Raw genomic sequence first — 20509 nt, forward strand, 5'->3', positions numbered from 1 at the left:
TCGGCTTTTTTTTGAATAAAACACACACAACCAATAATACTCAGAGGAAAACACTATGACGCGCCGTGCTATCGGGGTGAGTGAAAGACCGCCGCTTTTACAGACTATCCCGCTTAGTTTGCAGCACCTGTTTGCGATGTTTGGCGCAACCGTGCTGGTGCCAATCCTGTTCCACATTAACCCGGCCACCGTGCTGCTGTTTAACGGTATCGGGACGCTACTGTACCTCTTCATCTGTAAAGGTAAAATCCCGGCCTATCTGGGCTCAAGCTTTGCCTTTATCTCCCCGGTACTGCTGCTGCTGCCGTTAGGCTACGAAGTGGCGCTGGGCGGTTTTATTATGTGCGGCGTGCTGTTCTGCCTAGTGGCTTTCATTGTGAAGAAAGCGGGTACCGGCTGGCTGGATGTGATGTTCCCGCCTGCGGCAATGGGCGCAATCGTTGCCGTTATCGGTCTTGAGTTAGCCGGTGTTGCGGCGAACATGGCGGGCCTGCTGCCTGCCGACGGTCAGTCGCCGGATACCAAAACCATTATCATCTCGCTGGTAACGCTGGGCGTGACGGTCTTTGGCTCCGTGCTGTTCCGTGGCTTTATGGCGATTATCCCGATCCTGATTGGCGTGCTGGCGGGCTATGCGCTCTCCTTCGCGATGGGCGTTGTCGATACTACCCCGATCGCGCAGGCCCACTGGTTTGCCCTGCCAACCTTCTATACCCCGCGCTTTGAGTGGTTTGCGATTTTCACCATCCTGCCTGCGGCACTGGTGGTGATTGCCGAGCACGTCGGCCATCTGGTCGTCACCGCGAACATCGTCAAGCGCGACCTGATCCGTGACCCGGGTCTGCACCGCTCGATGTTTGCTAACGGCTTCTCGACCATTATCTCCGGTTTCTTTGGCTCCACTCCAAACACCACCTACGGTGAGAACATCGGCGTGATGGCGATTACCCGCGTTTACAGTACCTGGGTTATCGGCGGCGCAGCGATTATCGCTATCCTGCTCTCCTGCGTCGGTAAACTGGCGGCAGCCATCCAGATCATCCCGGTGCCGGTGATGGGCGGCGTTTCGCTGCTGCTGTACGGGGTGATCGGTGCTTCCGGTATCCGCGTCCTGATCGAATCAAAAGTCGATTACAGCAAAGCGCAGAACCTGATCCTGACCTCGGTGATCCTGATTATCGGCGTCAGCGGCGCCAAAGTTCATATTGGCGCAGCAGAGCTGAAAGGCATGGCGCTGGCGACCATCGTTGGTGTCGGCCTGGCGCTGATATTTAAACTGATCTCTGTCCTGCGTCCGGAAGAAGTTGTGCTGGACGCCGAAGAGAGCGAAAAAATCTCGCATTGATCGTCCAACCGGGCGGTCGATCCGCCCGGTTCTCTCCCCGCTTGTTCCGTGTTAAACTCTGGGCCGATTCTGAGTAAGACCTGGTTGAGGTATTTCTGAACGCACCGGCACAGCTCTCTTTGCCACTCTATCTTCCCGACGACGAAACTTTCGCGAGTTTCTGGCCGGGTGATAACCCCTCTTTACTGGCTGCACTGCAAAACGTGTTGCGCCAGGAGCACAGCGGTTACATCTATATCTGGTCACGCGAGGGCGCGGGGCGTAGCCATCTGCTCCATGCTGCCTGCGCCGAACTCTCACTGCGCGGGGATGCGGTCGGCTATGTGCCGCTGGACAAGCGCACCTGGTTTGTGCCGGAAGTACTCGATGGGATGGAACAGCTGTCGTTGGTCTGCATCGACAATATCGAATGCGTGGCAGGGGATGAGCTGTGGGAAATGGCGATTTTTGATCTCTATAACCGCATTCTGGAGTCCGGTAAAACCCGGCTGCTGATCACCGGCGATCGTCCACCGCGCCAGCTGAATCTGGGGCTTGCCGATCTGGCTTCACGTCTCGACTGGGGACAAATCTACAAGTTACAGCCGCTTTCCGATGAAGATAAACTCCAGGCTTTGCAGCTGCGGGCGCGGTTGCGGGGGTTTGAACTGCCGGAAGACGTGGGGCGCTTTCTGTTAAAGCGGCTGGATCGCGAGATGCGCACGCTGTTTATGACTCTCGATCAGCTGGATCGGGCATCCATCACCGCCCAGCGGAAACTCACCATTCCCTTTGTAAAAGATATTCTTAATCTTTAGGCCCGGCACAGGCAGACTACCGGGCCACTTCACGCTTACTTCACAATCTCCAGCACCTGTTCAGGCGGACGGCCAATACGCGCTTTGCCGTTTGCCACCACAATCGGGCGCTCGATCAGCTTCGGATTATCCACCATCGCCTGAATTAACGCGTCTTCACCGAGCGCGCTGTCAGCCAGGCCCAATTCTTTGTAAAGCTCTTCTTTCTGGCGCATTAACTCTCTGGCGCTGGCCATTCCCAGCTGGCCTAACAGCGTGCGAAGGGTGTCCGCATCCGGCGGCGTATCCAGATAGAGCACCACCTGCGGCTCAATGCCGTTGGTTTTCAGCAGGGTCAGGGTTTCGCGGCTCTTTGAGCAGCGAGGGTTATGGTAGATCGTAACCGCGTCAGACATCTCTTCTCCTTTTACATCTTTTCATACGGGCGGTAGCGCTGCTGCAGCTGGCGCAGCTGATCGATGCGGGCATCGTAACGGGCCTGCTGCAGGCTACCGAGTTTCACCTGCGAGCTGGCGCTGCTCAGCAGGGAGATGGCCTGGTCCAGGCGTCCGGCCAGGGCATAGCCTTCGGCGCGGGCCGCCAGCTCCTGATCGCGATGGCCAAGCGCGGCTTCTACCTGGGCCAGCAGATCCCAGCCGTTAGGATCATCTTTATTATTAAAGGTGTAGCGGTTGAGAATGGGGGCGGCCTCCTGCGGCTGTCCACTTTGTAAGTAAGCATTCGCCAGGTTGAGTTGCAGAACCGGATTGGTGCGCAATTCCCGGGCACCTTTCAGACGGTTGATCGCATCCTGGCCTTTTTTCTGGCCTAAATCGATGTCGGTGGCCAGATCGAGATACCAGGCATTGTTCGCCTCTGCGGTCAGCAGCGGCTGCAGATTTTTTCGGGCCTCATCATAGTTGCTGGCCTCCATCGCCTGTAACGCCCGGCCATACTGGGCCGCACGCTGTTCACGCACGTTGCCTTTGGCCAGCGCGTCCAGCAGATCGTTGGTCAGCTGGTTGCGCCCGGAATTGTACATGCCGAGGGTTCTGACCTTCGCCATATAGAAATCTTCTGAGGACTGCACCACCACCGGACGCATCTGGTTGGCGCGGTTGCGGGCATCCGAGAGGCGGCTTTCCGGCAGGGGGTGAGTCAGCAGAATTTCCGGCGGACGCGAAGAGTAGCGCGCCCGGTCGAGTAACTTTTCGAGGAAGTTCGGCATCGCCTGCGGGTCGAACCCGGAGCGTTGCAGCACTTGAATCCCGATGCGGTCGGCTTCCTGTTCGTTTTGCTGGGTAAAGCTGATCATCCCCTGACGCGTGCCCGCCAGCGTACCGGTCAGCGCCGCCATGCCCGCCTGCGGACTGGCCATCGCCAGCAGAATGGAGCCCAGTGCGCCCACCCAGGTCAGCGGGGCGCTGCGCTTCTGATCTTCCATTGCCCGCGCCAGATGTCGCTGGGTGACGTGAGAAATCTCGTGCGCCATCACCGAGGCAAGCTGGCTTTCGTTATCGGCATAGCGGAATAACGCCGAGTGCAACACCACATTGCCGCCGAAGAAGGCGAAGGCGTTGATCTCATCGTTATTGATTAAAAAGAAGTGGAAAGGGGTCTTCACCGAATCTGCATGGGAGACAAGACGCATCCCCAGGGAATTGATGTACTGCACCAGCAGCGGATCGTTAATCAGCGGCGCACTGCCGCGCAGCTGGCGCACATAATAGTCGCCCATTTGCATCTCCTGACCAATGGAGAGCGTGCTGCCTGCCGAGGTGCCCATGTCCGGCAATGATTCTGCAGAGTCAGCGAACGCGGGCATCATCTGGCCGGCGGTCAGCGCAGCGATGAGCGTCGCAACCAACGTTTTTTTCAACTGCCTGAACATAACCTCTGTCCTGTCTGGTGAGTGTGCTAATTTGACCGAAGAACCCGCATATCGTTCATCTGCGGCTGCTCTGCGAGTGTAGCCGCGTCAGGGCGATAAGAAAATCCCTCTTTTCAGGCTTTTGCGTTTTGTGACAGAGCAAGAAAAAGCGAAAGTCTTTTCATTGACTCTCCGATACAATTCACCCTTTACGTCCAGCCATCATCTTCAGGGAAGGGTTGCATGCTCGAGTTATTAATGCAGTGGTACCGCCGACGCTTTAGCGATCCCGAGGCCATTGCTTTGCTGGTTATTCTGGTTGCCGGTTTTGGCATCCTCTTCTTCTTTAGCGGGCTGCTGGCCCCGCTGCTGGTGGCGATTGTGCTCGCCTATCTGCTGGAGTGGCCGACGGTCCGGCTGGAAAATATCGGCTGTTCCCGCCGCTGGGCCAGCATCATCGTGCTGGTCTTTTTTGTCGGTATCCTGCTGGTGATGTCCTTTGTGGTGCTGCCGATCGCCTGGCAGCAGGGGATCTACCTGATTCGCGACATGCCCGGCATGCTCAGCAAGCTCTCTGATTTTGCCGCTACCCTGCCGCGCCGTTATCCGGCCCTGATGGATGCGGGCATTATTGATGCGATGGCGGAAAACATGCGTACCCGCATCATGACCATGGGGGACACGGTGGTGAAATTCTCCCTCGCATCGCTGGTGGGTCTGCTGACGCTGGCGGTTTATCTGGTGCTGGTGCCGCTGATGGTCTTCTTCCTGGTCAAGGACAAAGAGCAGATGCTGAACGCGGTGCGCCGCGTGCTGCCGCGTAACCGTGGCCTGGCAGGGCAGGTGTGGAAGGAGATGAACCAGCAGATCACCAACTATATCCGTGGCAAAGTGCTGGAGATGATCGTCGTCGGGGTCGCCACCTGGATTGGCTTCTTTATCTTCGGCCTGAACTATTCGCTACTGCTGGCGGTCCTGGTGGGCTTCTCGGTGCTGATCCCCTACATCGGGGCCTTTGTGGTCACCATTCCGGTGGTGTGCGTGGCGCTGTTCCAGTTTGGACTGGGCACCGAGTTCTGGAGCTGTTTTGTCGTCTATCTGATTATTCAGGGGCTGGACGGTAACCTGCTGGTGCCGGTGCTGTTCTCGGAAGCGGTGAACCTGCACCCCATCGTCATTATTCTGTCGGTGGTGATTTTTGGCGGGTTATGGGGATTCTGGGGCGTGTTCTTTGCCATCCCGCTGGCCACGCTGATTAAAGCGGTGGTGCATGCCTGGCCGGATGTGCCGGCGGTTGAGGAGTAATGTTTTCGCCGGGTGGCGCTTCGCTTACCCGGCCTACAAATCCTGTAGGCCCGTGCAAGCGTAGCGCCGCCGGGCGGCAAGCCGAATCAGGCGTTCTCTTTCACCCAGTTCAATACCACGTCGTGGTGATTGCTGGTTTTGAAGTCGTCAAACACGTGTTCAACCTTACCTTCGGCATCGATCAGGAAACTGATGCGGTGGATACCGTCGTAGGTTTTGCCCATAAAGGTTTTTTCACCCCAGATGCCAAACTCGCTGCAGACCTGATGGTCTTCGTCGGAGAGCAACGTGAAGTTGAGCAGCTCTTTTTCGGCAAAACGAGACAGCTTTTCAGGCTTATCGGTACTGATACCCAGCACTTCTACACCTGCGTTTTTCAACTCGTCCATGTTATCGCGTAGACCGCACGCTTGTACGGTACAGCCTGGCGTCATGGCTTTCGGGTAGAAATAGACCAGAACACGCTGTCCCTGGAAGTCGGTTAAATTTACTTGCTCACCGTCTTGATCGGGCAAGCTAAATTTCGGTGCGATGTCACCGGCTTTCAGTGGATTCATTACTCAACTCCGTCTTGTTCATGCTGGGAATAATTGACGACGTTTATACTGCCTTGCGCATTTAATTCTGTACAGAGGGCTTTGAACGCTTGCTCGATATTTGACGCATCCTGAGAGGCCGGGCTGTGCGCGGTGATCTGGATGAACAGTTTAGGGATGGTGTCGCCTTCACCCGGCTGGGTACGGGAGACCAGTTCGGCAATGTTCATCTGATGGCTATCAAACAGGGCGGTAAAGCGTTCGATTAAGTGCGGGGAGTCAGTCACTTCCACCTGAACCCAGACGGTTGCCGGCAGGGCCGGCTGCGGGCGCGCGGTGGTGCGCTTCATCACGATCAGCAGATCCAGCTCCGCGCCTTTTAACGGCAGGGTCGATTCAATTAAGGTAATCGCATTCCACGACCCGGAAAGCAGCATGATGAAGGTGAACTCTTCTCCGAGCATCGCCAGGCGGCTGTCTTCAATGTTGCAGCCGCAGCTACTGACGTGGCGGGTGATGGTATTCACGATCCCCGGCCTGTCGGCACCCAGCGCAGTGATAACCAGGTAATGTTGTGATGAGGTTGTCAAACCTGTTCTTCCTTTGCGTGGTTTAGTCTTTCTAAGGAAAGCATAAAAAAAACCGGCATACAATAACCTGGAGGCCTCATGTCCCTTGCTTTTATTACAGCACCAAACGTACCATTGAGACTCTTGTACGCACAGAGGATGGCCCATGTTCACGGGAAGTATTGTCGCGCTTGTTACACCGATGGATGAGAAAGGTAATGTCTGCCGGTCAAGCCTGAAGAAACTGATTGATTATCATGTCGCCAGCGGAACCTCGGCGATTGTTTCGGTAGGGACTACCGGTGAATCTGCTACGCTGAGCCATGAAGAGCATGGTGAAGTGGTCATGATGACCCTCGAACTGGCTGACGGGCGTATCCCGGTTATCGCCGGTACGGGCGCCAATGCGACCGCGGAAGCCATCAGTCTGACCCAGCGTTTTAACGATAGCGGCGTAGTGGGTTGCCTGACGGTAACGCCGTACTACAACCGTCCGACCCAGGAAGGTCTGTTCCAGCATTTCAAAGCCATCGCTGAACATACTGACTTGCCACAAATCCTGTATAATGTGCCGTCGCGCACTGGCTGCGATATGCTGCCAGAAACGGTTGGCCGCCTCGAGAAAGTAAAAAATATTATCGGTATTAAAGAGGCGACCGGGAACTTAAGCCGTGTTCATCAGATCAAAGAGCTGGTTTCAGACGACTTTATTCTGCTGAGCGGTGATGATGCGACCTCGCTGGACTTCATGCAGCTCGGCGGCCACGGCGTAATTTCCGTGACCTCCAACGTTGCAGCCCGCGATATGGCTGAAATGTGTAAACTGGCAGCTGCCGGTCACTACCGGGAAGCGCGCGTGATTAACCAGCGTCTGATGCCGCTGCACAACAAATTATTTGTCGAACCCAATCCGATCCCAGTGAAATGGGCATGTAAGGAGTTGGGACTTGTAGCGACCGATACGCTGCGTCTGCCGATGACCCCGATTACCGACCACGGTCGCGAAACGGTCACCAGCGCGCTGAAGCATGCCGGTCTGCTGTAAAGTTTAGGGAGATTTGATGGCTTACTCAGTACAGAAGTCGCGCCTGGTGAAGGTTGCGGGTGTTTCGCTTGTTATGCTGCTCGCGGCCTGTAGCTCAGATTCACGCTACAAGCGCCAGGTGAGCGGTGACGAATCCTATCTGGATGCTGCGCCGCTTGCTGAACTTCATGCGCCCGCTGGCATGATCCTGCCGATTCAGAATGGCGACTACAATATTCCGGTCACCAACGGGAGCGGCGCGGTAGGCAAAGCGCTTGATATCCGTCCACCAGCACAGCCTCTGGCGCTGGTGAGCGGGGCGCGTACTCAGTTCACCGGCGATACCGCGACGCTGCAGGTTGAGAGCGCGCGTAATGCCACGCTGTGGCCGCAGGTTGTCAGCGTGATTCAGTCGAAGAACTATACAATCACGCAACGCGACGACGCCAGCCAGACGCTGTCGACAGACTGGATCGAATGGACCCGTCTGGATGAAGATCAACAGTACCGTGGACGTTATCAAGTCTCTGTTAAACCTCAGGGTTACCAGCAGGCGGTCGTGGTTAAGCTGCTGAACCTGGAGCAGGCGGGCAAGCCAGTCTCAGATGCCGCGTCCTTGCAGCGTTACAGCACCGAGATGCTTAACACCATCGCTGCGGGCCTCGACAAAAACGCAACCGACGCTGCCAATGCTGCCCAGAGCCGCAATGGCGCAACCTTCGACGTGCAGAGCGCTGCCGACGATACCGGTCTGCCAATGCTTGTCGTACGTGGTCCGTTCAACCAGGTCTGGCAGCGTCTGCCTGCAACGCTTGAGCGCGTCGGCATGAAAGTGACCGACAGCACCCGCTCAACCGGCAGCATGGCGGTGACCTACAAGCCGCTGTCTGACAGCAGCTGGGAAGAGCTGGGCGCACGCGACCCGGGTCTGGCTTCCGGCGACTACAAACTTCAGGTCGGCGACCTGGACAACCGTAGCAGCCTGCAGTTTATCGATCCGAAAGGTCACACCCTGACCCAGTCGCAGAACGATGCGCTGGTGGCTGTCTTCCAGGCAGCATTCAGCAAATAAAAAAGAGGGCTGGTTAATCCAGCCCTTTTTATTTTAGTGCTACGCAAACGTGTGCGTGGCATAATATCTCCAGTTTTGAACACAAATCATCACACCAGGAGTAATGAAGATGCAGAAGCAAGCTGAGTTGTATCGTGGCAAAGCGAAAACCGTATACAGCACGGAAAACCCGGATCTGTTGGTGCTCGAGTTCCGCAATGATACGTCAGCAGGAGATGGCGCGCGCATTGAACAGTTTGATCGTAAAGGGATGGTGAACAACAAGTTCAACCACTTCATTATGAGCAAGCTGGAAGAAGCGGGTATCCCGACGCAGATGGAAGCGTTGCTGTCCGATACCGAATGTCTGGTGAAAAAGCTGGATATGGTGCCGGTGGAATGTGTCGTCCGTAACCGCGCCGCAGGCTCCCTGGTGAAGCGTCTGGGTATTGAAGAGGGCATCGAGCTCAACCCGCCGCTGTTCGACCTGTTCCTGAAAAACGACGCCATGCACGATCCGATGGTCAACGAATCTTACTGCGAAACCTTTGGCTGGGTAAGCAAAGAGAACCTGGCGCGTATGCAGGAGCTGACCTTTAAAGCCAACGACGTGCTGAAGAAGCTGTTTGATGACGCGGGCCTGATCCTGGTCGACTTCAAACTGGAATTCGGATTGTTTAAAGGTGAGGTGGTTCTGGGTGATGAATTCTCCCCGGACGGCAGCCGCCTGTGGGACAAAGAGACGCTGGATAAAATGGACAAAGACCGCTTCCGCCAAAGCCTGGGCGGTCTGATCGAAGCGTACGAAGCCGTAGCCCACCGTCTGGGCGTCAAACTCGATTAATCCCGCCTTACCGCCAGGGGAACCTCTGTTCCTCTGGCATCTCACCCCTGTTTGCAGTGGTAATCTTGCCCCGAACCGCCTACGATCATACTTATTATCAAGATGATATTTTCGAGGTGGTTATGCGCTGGCAAGGGCGTCGTGAAAGTGACAATGTGGATGACAGACGCAGTAGCGGGGGCCCATCGATGGGCGGCCCGGGATTTCGCCTGCCGGGAGGCAAGGGCGGCATCATTATTCTGCTGGTAGTGGTGGTGGCCGGCTACTACGGCGTCGACCTGAGCGGATTGCTGACCGGGCAACCGATGCAGCAGCAGCAGTATCAGTCGCCGCGCTCCATCAGCCCGAATGAAGATGAAGCGGCGAAATTTACCTCAGTGATCCTCGCCACCACGGAAGATACCTGGGGCCAGCTGTTTGATAAAATGGGCCGGACCTACCAACAGCCGAAGCTGGTGATGTACCGCGGCGCCACGCGTACCGGCTGCGGGACCGGGCAGTCGGTAATGGGACCGTTCTACTGTCCTGCCGATTCGACCGTCTATATCGATCTCTCCTTCTACGATGACATGAAACGCAAGCTGGGCGCCGATGGCGACTTTGCTCAGGGCTACGTTATCGCCCATGAAGTGGGCCACCACGTACAGAAACTGCTTGGCATCGAGCCTAAAGTCCGTCAGCTGCAGCAGAACGCCAGCGAGAAAGAGGTCAATGCGCTGTCGGTGCGTATGGAGTTACAGGCCGACTGCTTTGCCGGCGTCTGGGGCCACAATATGCAGCAGGAAGGCGTGCTGGAAGCAGGCGATCTGGAAGAGGCCCTCAACGCCGCCCACGCCATTGGCGATGACCGTTTGCAACAGCAAAGCCAGGGGCACGTCGTACCGGACAGCTTTACACACGGAACTTCGGAACAGCGCTATAGCTGGTTCAAAAAAGGTTTTGACGGCGGCGATCCGGCACAATGCAACACCTTCGGTAAGGCCATGTAATTCTCAATGTCAGGGATGAATTTATCAGGATTGCCTGAAAAACTGGCGCGAAAAGGGCACCGGCGATTGCTGGTGCTGAGCGGTGACGAGGCGTGGACACAGCAGCAGGCGCTGCTGCTGAAGGGGAATTATCCTGGCGACTGGCTGTGGGTAGGCGACGATGCCCCACAGCTCCCCTCATGTTCGCCTCAGGCGCTGAATCAGCTGCTGGGCCGCGAGTTTCTCCATGTTATTTTCGATGCCCGTCACGGCTTCGACGTCTCGGCCTTTGCGGCCGTAGGCGGCACGCTGCGTGCCGGAAGCCTGCTGGTATTACTTACGCCAGCCCTGGAACATTGGCCGGAGAAAGCCGACCAGGATTCGCTGCGCTGGAGCGACAGCCCAGACCCGATCCCCACGCCACGCTTTATCGAACATTTTTGCCGCCACGTTTCGCGCGATCCGCAGGTTATACGCTGGCAGCAGGGCGCTCCTTTTCCTCATCTGCACAATGCATGCGCCCCCGACTGGCACCCGGCCAGCGGTGAGCCGCAGCGCGAGCAGGCCGGGATTCTCCATTATCTGACAACGATGCCAGAAGGGGTGGCCGCCGTGACCGCAGCGCGCGGACGCGGAAAGTCGGCGCTGGCGGGCATGCTGCTGCAACGCATTACCGGTCATGCCATTGTGACGGCCCCCGCCAGAGCGGCGACGGAGGTTATCGCCCGCTTCGGGGGTGACCGCTATCACTTTATGGCTCCTGACGCGCTGCTGGCCTCTGACCAGCGCGCCGACTGGCTGATCGTCGATGAGGCGGCGGCGATCCCCGGCCCGCTGCTGGCGCGGCTGGTAACGCGCTTCCCCCGGGTGCTGCTGACCACCACCGTGCAGGGGTATGAGGGCACCGGCAGAGGATTTCTGCTGAAATTCTGCGCCCGTTTTAGCGGGCTGCGATACTTTACCCTCAGCGAACCGGCGCGCTGGGCGGCGGGCTGTCCGCTGGAGCGCATTATCGCAGAGGTACTGCTGTTTGATGATGCGCCCGACGACAGCCTCCCGCAGGGGGAGATCGTGTGTACGCCGCTTGAGCAGGAGGCCTGGAGCCGCGACCCTGAACTGCCGTCGGCGGTCTACAAACTGCTCTGCGCCGCTCACTACCGGACCTCACCCCTCGACCTGCGGCGCATGATGGACGCTCCCGGGCAGCATTTTTCCGTTGCCCGGGCCGGCGAGCGCGTCTGCGGCGCGCTGTGGCTGGTGGAGGAGGGCGGTCTGAGCCCGGCGCTCAGTCAGGCGGTGTGGGCGGGCTATCGCCGCCCACGCGGCAATCTGGTGGCGCAGTCGCTGGCGGCCCACGGCGGCTCACCGCAGGCCGCCACCCTTACCGCCCGACGGGTAACCCGCGTTGCTGTCCATCCTGCCCGCCAGCGCGAAGGCATTGGCCTGGCGCTGGTTGCCGCTGCCAGCCAGCAGGTGAACATTGACTACCTTTCCGTCAGCTTCGGCTACACCGAAGAGCTCTGGCGCTTCTGGCAGCGCTGTGGCTTTGTGCTGGTGCGCATGGGAAGCCATCGCGAGGCCAGCAGCGGCTGCTACACGGCGATGGCGATCCTGCCCCTCAGCGCGGCGGGGCAGGCGCTGTGCCAGCGCGAGCATCAGCGGCTCTGTCGTGATGCGCCGATCGTTGAACGCTGGAACGGTGAAAAGATCCCGGTAGTGCCAGCAGGTGGGGCTACCCTTAATGATGATGACTGGCTGGATCTGGGCGGGTTTGCCTTTGCGCATCGCCCTTTTCCTGCGGCGATGGCCAGCCTGACGCGGCTGCTGCAGGCGACGGATCTGCCGCTGGCAGGACTGCGGGGCAGGATTGAGCAGGGGCTGGACGATAGCGCCCTGAGCCGCGCGTTGTGTCTTAGCGGGCGCAAAGCCTTGCTGAGCCATCTGCGTACCGAGACGGGCCAGGCGCTGACGCAGCTGGACAACGAACGTTGTCAGAGGCTGAAGCACCGCGTTTTGCAATGGCAATTTTTTCAATGACTTCATCAGTAAACCGGCATGTTCATTCTGCCTGTCAGGCGTAGAATCCCGCTTATCAATCAAGGAGACTGCCATGAAACATGACCATTTTGTTGTCCAGAGCCCCGATCGCCCGGCTAAACAGCTGCTGCTGCTGTTTCATGGCGTCGGCGATAACCCGGCTAATATGGCGCAGATTGGCAGCTGGTTTGCGCCTCTTTTTCCCGATGCCCTGGTGGTGAGCGTGGGCGGCGTTGAGCCGTGCGGTCCGAATGGCCGTCAGTGGTTTTCGGTGCAGGGCGTGACCGAAGAGAACCGTCAGGAGCGTGTGGATGCGATCATGCCGTCCTTTGTTGACAGGGTGCGTTACTGGCAGCAGCAAAGCGGTGTCGGGGCAAATGCCACCGCGCTGATCGGTTTTTCTCAGGGCGCGATCATGGCGCTGGAGAGCGTGAAGGCCGAGGCGGGATTAGCCTCCCGGGTGATTGCATTCAATGGCCGCTATGCGACCCTGCCCGAGCGGGCGACCACCGAGACCACTATCCATCTTATCCACGGCGGAGAAGATCGCGTAATTGAGCTGTCTCATGCGGTTGCCGGTCAGGAGGCGCTGATCCGCGCAGGCGGCGATGTGACGCTGGATATTGTCGACGATCTGGGACACGCCATTGACGACCGCAGCATTCAGTTCGCGCTGGACCATCTGCGTTTTACCGTGCCGAAACACTATTTCGATGAAGCGCTCAGCGGCGGCAAGCCGAACGACGACGGTATTGTCGAGTTTTTCTGAGGATAACCCTCTCCCCGTAAGGAGAGGGTAAAAGCGTTACTTCTTCTGGTCCTTTTTCGGCCAGTCGTCTTCGTCGTCCCACTTGTCGTTAAAGTCACGATGCGGAGGGAGGTCAGGTTTGTTGGCGAGGAATTTCTTGTGGTCAACGCGCTTGAGATCCTTGATCACGTTCAGCAGCACGCCTACCAGAAAAACCAGTACCAGGATCCACCAATATTTAGCCAGCCAGTCCATTCGCTTATCCTTCTTGGGGCAACCGTCAGGCGACGAGCTGCTCCATGATTCGTTGATACATACGGGCCAGTAGCTGCAAATCAGCGGCATTCACGCATTCATTGATTTTATGAATCGTGGCATTTACCGGCCCAAGTTCCACCACCTGCGCACCCATACGGGCAATAAAACGTCCGTCGGATGTGCCGCCCGTGGTCAGCAGTTGCGGTTTAATTTCATTATAGTGCGCGATAGCGTTAACCACCGCATCCACCAGCTTACCGCGCCCGGTCAGGAACGGCTGACCGGAGATCCACCAGTCCACGCTATAGCGCAGCTGGTGTTTCTCCAGCAGTGCCGCGACGCGGGCTTTAATCATCTCGTCCGTCAGCTCGGTGCTGAAGCGGAAGTTAAACTGCACAAACAGATCGCCGGGGATGACGTTGTTGCTGCCAGTGCCGGCCCGGATATTGGCAATCTGCATACTGGTTGGCGGGAAATAGTCGTTGCCCTTGTCCCACTCGATACCCACCAGCTCGTTGAGCATCGGGGCGGCGCGGTGCACAGGGTTATCGGCCAGATGCGGATAGGCTACGTGGCCCTGAACGCCGTGAATAGTGAGGTTACAGGTCATGGAGCCGCGACGGCCATTTTTGACCACGTCACCCACCACTTCGGTGCTGGACGGTTCGCCCACCAGGCAGTAATCCAGGCGTTCGTTACGCGCCATCAGCGTTTCTACCACCTTCACGGTGCCGTTTTTGGCACTGGCCTCTTCATCAGAGGTGATCAAAAACGCCAGACGGCCTTTATGATTCGGGTATTGCGCCACGAAACGTTCGGCGGCAACCACCATCGCTGCCAGAGAACCTTTCATGTCCGCCGCGCCGCGACCAAACAGCATGCCGTCGCGGATCGTCGGTTCGAAAGGAGGATTGATCCAGCGGTCAGCGTCACCGGCTGGCACCACATCAGTATGTCCGGCAAACGCCAGCGTTTCGCCCTGACCACGCCAGGCCCAGAAATTTTGCGTATCGCCAAAATCCATAGGTTCGACGGTAAAACCAATCGCCCGCAGGCGTTCGATCATCAGCGCCTGACAACCCGCATCGTCCGGGCTCAGGGAGGGGCGGCGAATAAGCTGCTGAGTCAGCTCAATGACCGGGCATGACATAGACTACACCTCAATAAAATAGGTTTGGTATTGGTTTTCGTTGAAACCCAGCAGCATAGGCTTACCGGGCGCCCAGAGCAATGGGCGTTTAATGATTGCTGGCATTTCAACCATTAAGGCGGCGGCGCTGGCGGCATTGTCGATGCTGGCGCGCAGGCTCTCATCCAGTTTGCGCCAGGTGGTACCGCGGGTGTTCAGCAGGGCTTCCCAGCCCAATTCCGCGATGAATTTCTGCATTAAATCCGCATCAAGACCGTCGGCGCGATAGTCGTGAAAACGGTAATCAACCTTGTTTGCCTCCAGCCAGCGGCGGGCCTTTTTGATGGTGTCGCAATTTTTGATGCCGTAAAGGGTAATCATGGTGAATCCTTTTGTCTTAACAGGGAGCAATTGCTCAGTATTTTCGATGTTTAAGCGATTGCGAAAATATAACACATTTGTTTTATTACTTAATTTTATATTGAGGAGTGGTATAAATAATGTACAGCGCATGAATATTATTTCACCTTTATCGCATAGAAGTCCAGGTGCTAAAAAGTCGTGTAAGAACAGCCGCTAATTAATTTTTTCGTCGTTAATTAAGGTTATTTCAAAATATTGCAGTTGGTCACATAAAATTTATCGGACTGGACCCATATTATCTACAAACCAGTAGTACCAACGGGGGTAGAGCAGTATCACTGATTAAAAAGTCTTCACAATGATGATATATTCTCGTAGAATGGCCATAATAATAAGAGAGGTAGTTATGATTGAACGTGAACTGGGGAACTGGAAAGATTTTATCGAAGGCATGCTTCGTAAATGACATTCAGGAAGAACTGCAAGAGCACTTAATTAGCTAAATAACAATAATGTGAAAATAAACACATAAAAAAGGCGGCCGGTAAGGACGCCTTTTTCATTTTCAATATCTTATTTCTGTCGTTCCTTTAGCGGGAAACGTCGGCGGACCAGCACAAAGAACAGCGGAACAAAGTAAATGGCGAGGATGGTGGCGGAGATCATCCCGCCCATTACCCCGGTTCCCACCGCGTGCTGGCTGCTCGATCCCGCCCCAGAGCTGGTGGCCATCGGCAGCACGCCGAAGACAAACGCCAGCGAGGTCATCAGGATCGGACGCAGGCGCTGGCGACAGGCGTCAAGGGTCGCAGCCATCAGCTCCTGGCCTTTCTCATTCATCTCGTTAGCAAACTCGACGATGAGAATGGCGTTCTTCGCGGAGAGGCCAATGACCGTTAACAGCCCGACCTGGAAGTAGACGTCATTCTCCAGCCCGCGCATCCAGGTGGCGAGCAGGGCACCGATTACCCCCAGCGGCACCACCAGCATGACCGAGAACGGCACTGACCAGCTCTCATACAGGGCGGCCAGACAGAGGAACACCACCAGCAGCGACAACGCATAGAGCGCCGGCGCCTGGGCACCGGAGAGGCGCTCCTGATAGGACATCGCGGTCCACTCAAGGCCAAACCCGGCAGGCAGCTGCTGCACCAGATTTTCCATCACGTCCATGGCGGTGCCGGTACTGACCCCCGGCGCGGCCTCACCGACAATCTCTACCGCTGAATAGCCGTTGTAGCGTTCCATACGCGGAGATCCGGTCTCCCAGCGCGAGGTGGCGAAGGCCGAGAAGGGCACCATGCCGCCGTCTTTGTTGCGCACGTACCACATGTTGATATCGTCCGGCAGCATGCGGTATTTGGCTGCCGCCTGCACGTAGACCTTTTTCACGCGGCCCCGATCCATAAAGTCGTTCACGTAGCTCGAGCCCCAGGCGGTTTGCAGGGTGTCATTGATATCGTCAATGTCCACGCCCAGCGCCTGCGCCTTACGCTGGTCAATATCAATCTGCAGCTGCGGGCTGTCGTCCAGACCGTTGTGGCGCACGCGCGTGAGGGAAGGATCCTCCCCGGCCAGCTCCAGCAGTCGGTCGCGGGCGGCCATCAGCGCCACATGCCCGGCTCCGGCGTGATCCTGCAGCTCCATATCAAAACCTGCCGAACTGCCGAGCCCGCTGATGGCCGGTGGGCTGCTGGCGAAGACCCGCGCCTCTTTGATGTGGCTGAAGGCTTTGGTGGCGCGCTCGATGATGGCGAACGAACTGCCGGTTTTGGCATCGCGCTCATCCCAGTCTTTCAGGCGCACGAACATACGCGCCACGTTCTGCCCGTTCCCGCCAGGGCCAGAGCCCACGGTAGCAAAGACCGACAGCACGTTGTCTTTCTCTTTGTTGAAGAAGTAGGACTCCACCTGCTGAACCACCTTCAGGGTCTGCTGCTGGGTAGAGCCGCTGGGCAACTGCACCGAGGTGATAAACATGCCCCGGTCTTCAAGGGGCAGGAACGAGGTCGGCAGACGCAGGAACAGGAACACCATACCGCCCAGCAGAAGGACGTAGATCAGCACCCAGCGCAGGCTGCGGTGCAGGATCCGCCCGACGCCCGCCTCATAGCGCGCGGCGTTGCGGTTAAACATGCGGTTGAACCAGCCAAAGAACCCTTTCTGGCCGTGCTGTTCGCCCTTATGCAGCGGTTTAAGCAGAGTGGCGCAGAGGGCCGGGGTGAGGATCATCGCCACCAGTACCGACAGCACCATGGCTGAGACGATGGTGATCGAGAACTGGCGGTAGATTGCGCCGGTGGTACCGCCAAAGAAGGCCATCGGCACGAATACCGCAGACAGCACCATGGCAATACCTACCAGCGCCCCCTGAATCTGTTTCATCGATTTTCGCGTCGCTTCGCGCGGGGAAAGCCCCTCTTCGCTCATGATACGCTCGACGTTCTCCACCACCACGATGGCATCATCCACCAGCAGGCCTATCGCCAGCACCATGGCAAACATGGTGAGGGTGTTGATGCTATAGCCAAAGGCGTAGAGCACCGTAAAGGTGCCCATCAGTACCACCGGCACGGCGATGGTCGGGATCAGCGTGGCGCGGAAATTTTGCAGGAACAGGTACATCACCAGGAACACCAAAGCGATGGCTTCCAGCAGGGTTTTCACCACATCTTCAATCGAGGCCTTCACGAAGGAGGTGGTTTCATAGGCGATTTTGTACTCGAGCCCGTGAGGGAAATAGTGCGACAGCTCGTCGAGGCGGTTAATGACCAGTTCTGCCGTGGCCATTTCGTTGGCGCCGGAGGCCAGCTTTACCCCAAGCCCAGAGGCCGCTTTGCCGTTAAAGCGGCTCAGGTAATCGTACTTCTCGGCACCCATTTCGACGGTGGCGACATCGCCCAGCCGCACTTCCGAACCATCCTGGTTGACGCGCAGGGTGATATCGCGGAACTGCTCCGGGGTCTGCAACAGCGACTGGGAGTTAATGGTGGCGTTCAGCGCCTGCTTATCAATGGACGGCGTACCGCCCAGCTGGCCGACCGCAATCTGCGCATTTTGTGATTCGATGGCGTCGGTAACATCTTTCGCCGTCATCTGAAAACTGTTCAGCTTCGCCGGGTCGAGCCAGATGCGCATCGAGTATTGTGAGCCGTAGGCGTCGATATCCCCCACGCCGTTGATGCGGCTGAGCGGATCCTGAATATTACTGGCGACATAGTCAGCGATATCCTGCTTATCCATCGATCCGTCATTGGAGACAAAGGCGATGGTCAGAATGTTGGTATCACCGGTTTTACGCACCGTCACGCCCTGATTCTGCACCGCCTGCGGCAGCTTACGCAGCGCGGACTGCAGCTGGTTTTGCACCTGCTGCACCGCTTCATCCGGGTCAGCGCCCGCGGTAAAGCTCAGCGTGACCGTCGCCTGCCCGGTGGCGCTGCTCTGGGAAGACATGTACATCAGGTTGTCGAGGCCGGTCATGTTCTGCTCGATCACCTGGGTGACGGTGTTCTCCAGAGTTTGCGCGGATGCCCCCGGATAGTTAGCCGTGATCCGCACGTTAGGCGGGGCCAGATCCGGGTACTGTTCAACAGGAAGGGAAAAAATGGCCAGCGTGCCGGTCAGGCACAACAAAATTGCCAGCACCCAGGCAAAAATGGGGCGATCGATGAAAAAATTCGCCATTAAAATAAGACCTCGTTTTGCTGCGCGTCGTCATTGTACATTGCCCGCATAACTCTAGCGGCAAGGCGGATGCCAAACGTGGAGAAATAAAGGAGATAATGTAAATTATCATGCGCTTTATTCGCGTCGTTGCCCGTTGTGAAGCGGTGAGTATTGTCTATCCGCATGGCTGACTGGTGACATTCCCCCCGTTTTTACCGTTATTTACCCTCGGTAGCGGCTGACGAGCGGAAACAGACGCTGACCTGCGTCCCTCCGCCGGGCGGCTGCGAGAAGTGCAGGGTACCCCCCAGCCTGTCGGCGCGCTCGCGCATGATGTTCAGACCGTAGTGACCCGGCGGCTCGCTGGCGTCGCCAATCCCGATACCGTTGTCGCAAATGTTCACCCTATGGCTGCCGTCCGGGGCGGTAACGCAACTGACCTCAATGTCGCTGGCCTGGGCGTGCTTGATGGCGTTTAGCACCGCCTCGCGCACAATTTGCAGCAGGTGGACCTGCATCTGGGCGTCCAGCGCCAGCGAGGAGAGCTGGCAGTCGAGGCGCAGTGTTGCGCCGGTCTGCTTCTGGAGATCCTCCAGCGTCTCCTGTAGCGCAGCGGGCAGGTTGGCCTGGTTCAGCGTCAGGCGGAAGGTGGTAAGCAGCTCGCGCAGCTGGCGGTATGCGGCATTCAGCGCCCGGGAGAAATCGGTAATGATCGCCTGCGCTGCCTGGTTCTCCTCCGGCACCGCATGTTTAAGCAGCGTCAACTGAATGCGCAGATACGACAGCACCTGCGCCAGCGAGTCGTGCAGCTCGCGGGCGATGGTGGCGCGCTCCTCCATCAGCAGCAGCTGGTGGTAGTGCTTTTGCGCCTGGTTGGAAAAGAGGCCGCGCCCGAGCATGGTGGCGACGCTTTTCATCAGCGGGATCGGCACGGCGCGCTGCTCGCTTTGCCAGCGTAGCTCACCGAACCGGGTCTCCAGCATAATGACCGGCAGCACCTGCGTCTCCAGGTGCTCGGCGGCCTCGCCCTCCTGCATTTTCCAGCCGTCGCTGGTATGCAGCGCCAGCCAGGCGATCCCGGTGTATTCGCGCACGGTCTGCAGGATATGACGGAAGCAGTGGCTGTCGATCTTGCTGGTGTTCATCTCCTGCGAGCAGGTAAACAGCATCTCCAGCTGCTGGTGGGCCTCGTGCAGATGGTGCGTCTTCTCTTCAACCGAAATTTCCAGAGAGCGGTACAGGGTGTGCAGCTCGGCGGCCATATGGTTAAAGGTGCGGGAAAGCAGGCCAAGCTCGTTCGGCAGATCGGTATCCGGCACCGGGGTATCAAACCGGCCCTGTTCGATGTGCAGGCTGGAGGCGACCAGGCGATTGAGCGGGGCGACCACCTGCTGGCGGATCCGCCGCAGCGTGCTGAGCGCCAGCAGAATGATGCCGATCGCGCCGGCAAAGGAGATGGCGAACACCAGCTGGATTTTATGTTCGGCGTAATGCTGCAGGGAGAGAACAAAGGCGTCGATACGCGCCACATACTCATCCATATGGTTCTGATACCAGGCGTAATCACCCTGATCGAGTTTCTCGTTAACACCCTGCCACGCCAGCTGCAGCAGGTGATAACGCTGTTGAACCTCATCCGGCACGTACCAGCTTTTCAGGGTGAGCAGGGCGGGGGCATTCAGCGTTTGCTGCCAGGCCTGTCGATGGGGCAGCAGATCGGCGCTGCCCCGTTGTATATCGTAACCCAGGCGATAGCTCTGCATCCGCAGTGACCCCGCCAGGTTGATCGCTTCGGCGTCGCGCTGGCTGCTGGCGAGGGTAAACAGCGCAATGGCGCTCGTCAGCAGCGACAGGGCAATGATGGCGAAAAAGGCCAGGGCAAGGCTGCGTGAAACCGGTTGTTTAACTATCACAAATCGCGTCCTGAGCTAATACGAAACAGACCTGAACAACGTTTCCGTAGGGGGAATGAAACGTAATTTCATCAGGAATGAAATTAATTGATCTGACACAGGTT

19 protein-coding genes are annotated in these 20509 nt (G+C 57.5%); 10 read left to right on the forward strand and 9 right to left on the reverse strand.

Annotated features, from left to right (window positions below; all coding sequences use genetic code 11):
• The first annotated feature begins 55 nt into the window (after positions 1-55).
• Together uraA and LRS40_RS13280 are read left to right on the forward strand one after the other, a co-directional pair.
• Positions 56-1345 carry a uracil permease gene (uraA, locus tag LRS40_RS13275; RefSeq protein WP_231311785.1) on the forward strand — a complete coding sequence of 430 codons (1290 nt, stop codon included), beginning with the start codon at positions 56-58 and terminating at the stop codon, positions 1343-1345.
• Between the two features lie 95 nt (positions 1346-1440).
• On the forward strand, positions 1441-2142 hold the full coding sequence (locus LRS40_RS13280; protein WP_221888536.1) for a DnaA inactivator Hda: 702 nt from the start codon (positions 1441-1443) through the stop codon (positions 2140-2142).
• Between the two features lie 35 nt (positions 2143-2177).
• On the opposite strand, the gene arsC is transcribed toward LRS40_RS13280, so the two are convergent.
• Positions 2178-2537: an arsenate reductase (glutaredoxin) gene (arsC, locus tag LRS40_RS13285; protein ID WP_231311786.1), complete on the reverse strand. Its 360-nt coding sequence runs from the start codon at positions 2535-2537 to the stop codon at positions 2178-2180.
• A gap of 11 nt (positions 2538-2548) precedes the next feature.
• Positions 2549-4012, reverse strand: a complete 1464-nt coding sequence (bepA, locus tag LRS40_RS13290; protein WP_142486667.1) for a beta-barrel assembly-enhancing protease — start codon at positions 4010-4012, stop codon at positions 2549-2551.
• Positions 4013-4234: 222 nt separating this feature from the next.
• Between bepA and LRS40_RS13295 the strand changes: the two genes are divergently transcribed.
• Positions 4235-5296, forward strand: a complete 1062-nt coding sequence (locus LRS40_RS13295; protein WP_032613054.1) for an AI-2E family transporter — start codon at positions 4235-4237, stop codon at positions 5294-5296.
• An 86-nt stretch (positions 5297-5382) separates the two neighbouring features.
• On the opposite strand, the gene bcp is transcribed toward LRS40_RS13295, so the two are convergent.
• Both bcp and LRS40_RS13305 read right to left on the reverse strand, forming a co-directional pair.
• On the reverse strand, positions 5383-5853 hold the full coding sequence (bcp, locus tag LRS40_RS13300) for a thioredoxin-dependent thiol peroxidase (protein WP_142486666.1): 471 nt from the start codon (positions 5851-5853) through the stop codon (positions 5383-5385).
• Entirely contained in the window at positions 5853-6422 is a 570-nt protein-coding gene (locus LRS40_RS13305; RefSeq protein ID WP_032613050.1) for a glycine cleavage system transcriptional repressor, read from the reverse strand. Before LRS40_RS13305 ends, bcp begins: the two co-directional genes overlap by 1 nt.
• 145 nt (positions 6423-6567) lie before the next feature.
• Between LRS40_RS13305 and dapA the strand changes: the two genes are divergently transcribed.
• From dapA to ypfH, 6 genes are all read left to right on the forward strand, one after another.
• Complete coding sequence (gene dapA / locus LRS40_RS13310; protein WP_231311787.1) at positions 6568-7446, forward strand: 4-hydroxy-tetrahydrodipicolinate synthase; 879 nt, start codon at positions 6568-6570, stop codon at positions 7444-7446.
• A 16-nt stretch (positions 7447-7462) separates the two neighbouring features.
• Positions 7463-8497, forward strand: coding sequence for an outer membrane protein assembly factor BamC (bamC, locus tag LRS40_RS13315; protein ID WP_142486663.1), 1035 nt, complete (start codon positions 7463-7465; stop codon positions 8495-8497).
• Between the two features lie 109 nt (positions 8498-8606).
• On the forward strand, positions 8607-9320 hold the full coding sequence (purC, locus tag LRS40_RS13320) for a phosphoribosylaminoimidazolesuccinocarboxamide synthase (protein ID WP_142486662.1): 714 nt from the start codon (positions 8607-8609) through the stop codon (positions 9318-9320).
• 122 nt (positions 9321-9442) lie between these two features.
• Positions 9443-10309, forward strand: a complete 867-nt coding sequence (locus LRS40_RS13325) for a neutral zinc metallopeptidase (RefSeq protein WP_142486661.1) — start codon at positions 9443-9445, stop codon at positions 10307-10309.
• Positions 10310-10324: 15 nt separating this feature from the next.
• On the forward strand, positions 10325-12325 hold the full coding sequence (locus LRS40_RS13330; protein WP_370649963.1) for a tRNA(Met) cytidine acetyltransferase TmcA: 2001 nt from the start codon (positions 10325-10327) through the stop codon (positions 12323-12325).
• Positions 12326-12398: 73 nt separating this feature from the next.
• A complete protein-coding gene (gene ypfH, locus LRS40_RS13335) occupies positions 12399-13094 on the forward strand; it encodes an esterase (RefSeq protein ID WP_231311789.1) in 696 nt (231 codons plus the stop codon).
• Between the two features lie 36 nt (positions 13095-13130).
• Here ypfH and LRS40_RS13340 read toward each other — a convergent pair whose 3' ends face one another.
• Genes LRS40_RS13340 through LRS40_RS13350 form a run of 3 tightly spaced genes read right to left on the reverse strand, consistent with a single transcriptional unit; the run spans position 13131 to position 14841 of the window.
• Positions 13131-13328, reverse strand: a complete 198-nt coding sequence (locus LRS40_RS13340; protein ID WP_095453344.1) for a YpfN family protein — start codon at positions 13326-13328, stop codon at positions 13131-13133.
• Positions 13329-13353: 25 nt separating this feature from the next.
• Entirely contained in the window at positions 13354-14481 is a 1128-nt protein-coding gene (gene dapE, locus LRS40_RS13345; protein WP_231311790.1) for a succinyl-diaminopimelate desuccinylase, read from the reverse strand.
• 3 nt (positions 14482-14484) lie between these two features.
• Complete coding sequence (locus LRS40_RS13350) at positions 14485-14841, reverse strand: ArsC family reductase (RefSeq protein WP_142486657.1); 357 nt, start codon at positions 14839-14841, stop codon at positions 14485-14487.
• A gap of 388 nt (positions 14842-15229) precedes the next feature.
• Between LRS40_RS13350 and ypfM the strand changes: the two genes are divergently transcribed.
• Positions 15230-15289, forward strand: a complete 60-nt coding sequence (ypfM, locus tag LRS40_RS13355) for a protein YpfM (protein WP_015572204.1) — start codon at positions 15230-15232, stop codon at positions 15287-15289.
• A gap of 107 nt (positions 15290-15396) precedes the next feature.
• On the opposite strand, the gene acrD is transcribed toward ypfM, so the two are convergent.
• Positions 15397-18510, reverse strand: coding sequence for a multidrug efflux RND transporter permease AcrD (gene acrD / locus LRS40_RS13360; RefSeq protein WP_231311791.1), 3114 nt, complete (start codon positions 18508-18510; stop codon positions 15397-15399).
• 200 nt (positions 18511-18710) lie between these two features.
• Positions 18711-20405 (reverse strand): nitrate/nitrite two-component system sensor histidine kinase NarQ, encoded by a 1695-nt coding sequence (gene narQ, locus LRS40_RS13365; protein ID WP_231311792.1) that lies wholly within the window; start codon positions 20403-20405, stop codon positions 18711-18713.
• Between the last annotated feature and the right edge of the window lie 104 nt (positions 20406-20509).

This window comes from Leclercia sp. G3L (assembly GCF_021117075.1).
Lineage (GTDB): Bacteria > Pseudomonadota > Gammaproteobacteria > Enterobacterales > Enterobacteriaceae > Enterobacter > Enterobacter adecarboxylatus_C.

What these genes read in the sequence shown, in the direction of transcription:
- arsC (WP_231311786.1), bottom strand. Translation starts at nt 2,537, where the DNA reads ATGTCTGACGCGGTTACGATCTACCATAACCCTCGCTGCTCAAAGAGC.
- bamC (WP_142486663.1), top strand. Translation starts at nt 7,463, where the DNA reads ATGGCTTACTCAGTACAGAAGTCGCGCCTGGTGAAGGTTGCGGGTGTT.
- bcp (WP_142486666.1), bottom strand. Translation starts at nt 5,853, where the DNA reads ATGAATCCACTGAAAGCCGGTGACATCGCACCGAAATTTAGCTTGCCC.
- acrD (WP_231311791.1), bottom strand. Translation starts at nt 18,510, where the DNA reads ATGGCGAATTTTTTCATCGATCGCCCCATTTTTGCCTGGGTGCTGGCA.
- LRS40_RS13295 (WP_032613054.1), top strand. Translation starts at nt 4,235, where the DNA reads ATGCTCGAGTTATTAATGCAGTGGTACCGCCGACGCTTTAGCGATCCC.
- uraA (WP_231311785.1), top strand. Translation starts at nt 56, where the DNA reads ATGACGCGCCGTGCTATCGGGGTGAGTGAAAGACCGCCGCTTTTACAG.
- bepA (WP_142486667.1), bottom strand. Translation starts at nt 4,012, where the DNA reads ATGTTCAGGCAGTTGAAAAAAACGTTGGTTGCGACGCTCATCGCTGCG.
- ypfH (WP_231311789.1), top strand. Translation starts at nt 12,399, where the DNA reads ATGAAACATGACCATTTTGTTGTCCAGAGCCCCGATCGCCCGGCTAAA.
- purC (WP_142486662.1), top strand. Translation starts at nt 8,607, where the DNA reads ATGCAGAAGCAAGCTGAGTTGTATCGTGGCAAAGCGAAAACCGTATAC.
- LRS40_RS13340 (WP_095453344.1), bottom strand. Translation starts at nt 13,328, where the DNA reads ATGGACTGGCTGGCTAAATATTGGTGGATCCTGGTACTGGTTTTTCTG.
- dapA (WP_231311787.1), top strand. Translation starts at nt 6,568, where the DNA reads ATGTTCACGGGAAGTATTGTCGCGCTTGTTACACCGATGGATGAGAAA.
- dapE (WP_231311790.1), bottom strand. Translation starts at nt 14,481, where the DNA reads ATGTCATGCCCGGTCATTGAGCTGACTCAGCAGCTTATTCGCCGCCCC.
- LRS40_RS13350 (WP_142486657.1), bottom strand. Translation starts at nt 14,841, where the DNA reads ATGATTACCCTTTACGGCATCAAAAATTGCGACACCATCAAAAAGGCC.
- LRS40_RS13325 (WP_142486661.1), top strand. Translation starts at nt 9,443, where the DNA reads ATGCGCTGGCAAGGGCGTCGTGAAAGTGACAATGTGGATGACAGACGC.
- LRS40_RS13330 (WP_370649963.1), top strand. Translation starts at nt 10,325, where the DNA reads ATGAATTTATCAGGATTGCCTGAAAAACTGGCGCGAAAAGGGCACCGG.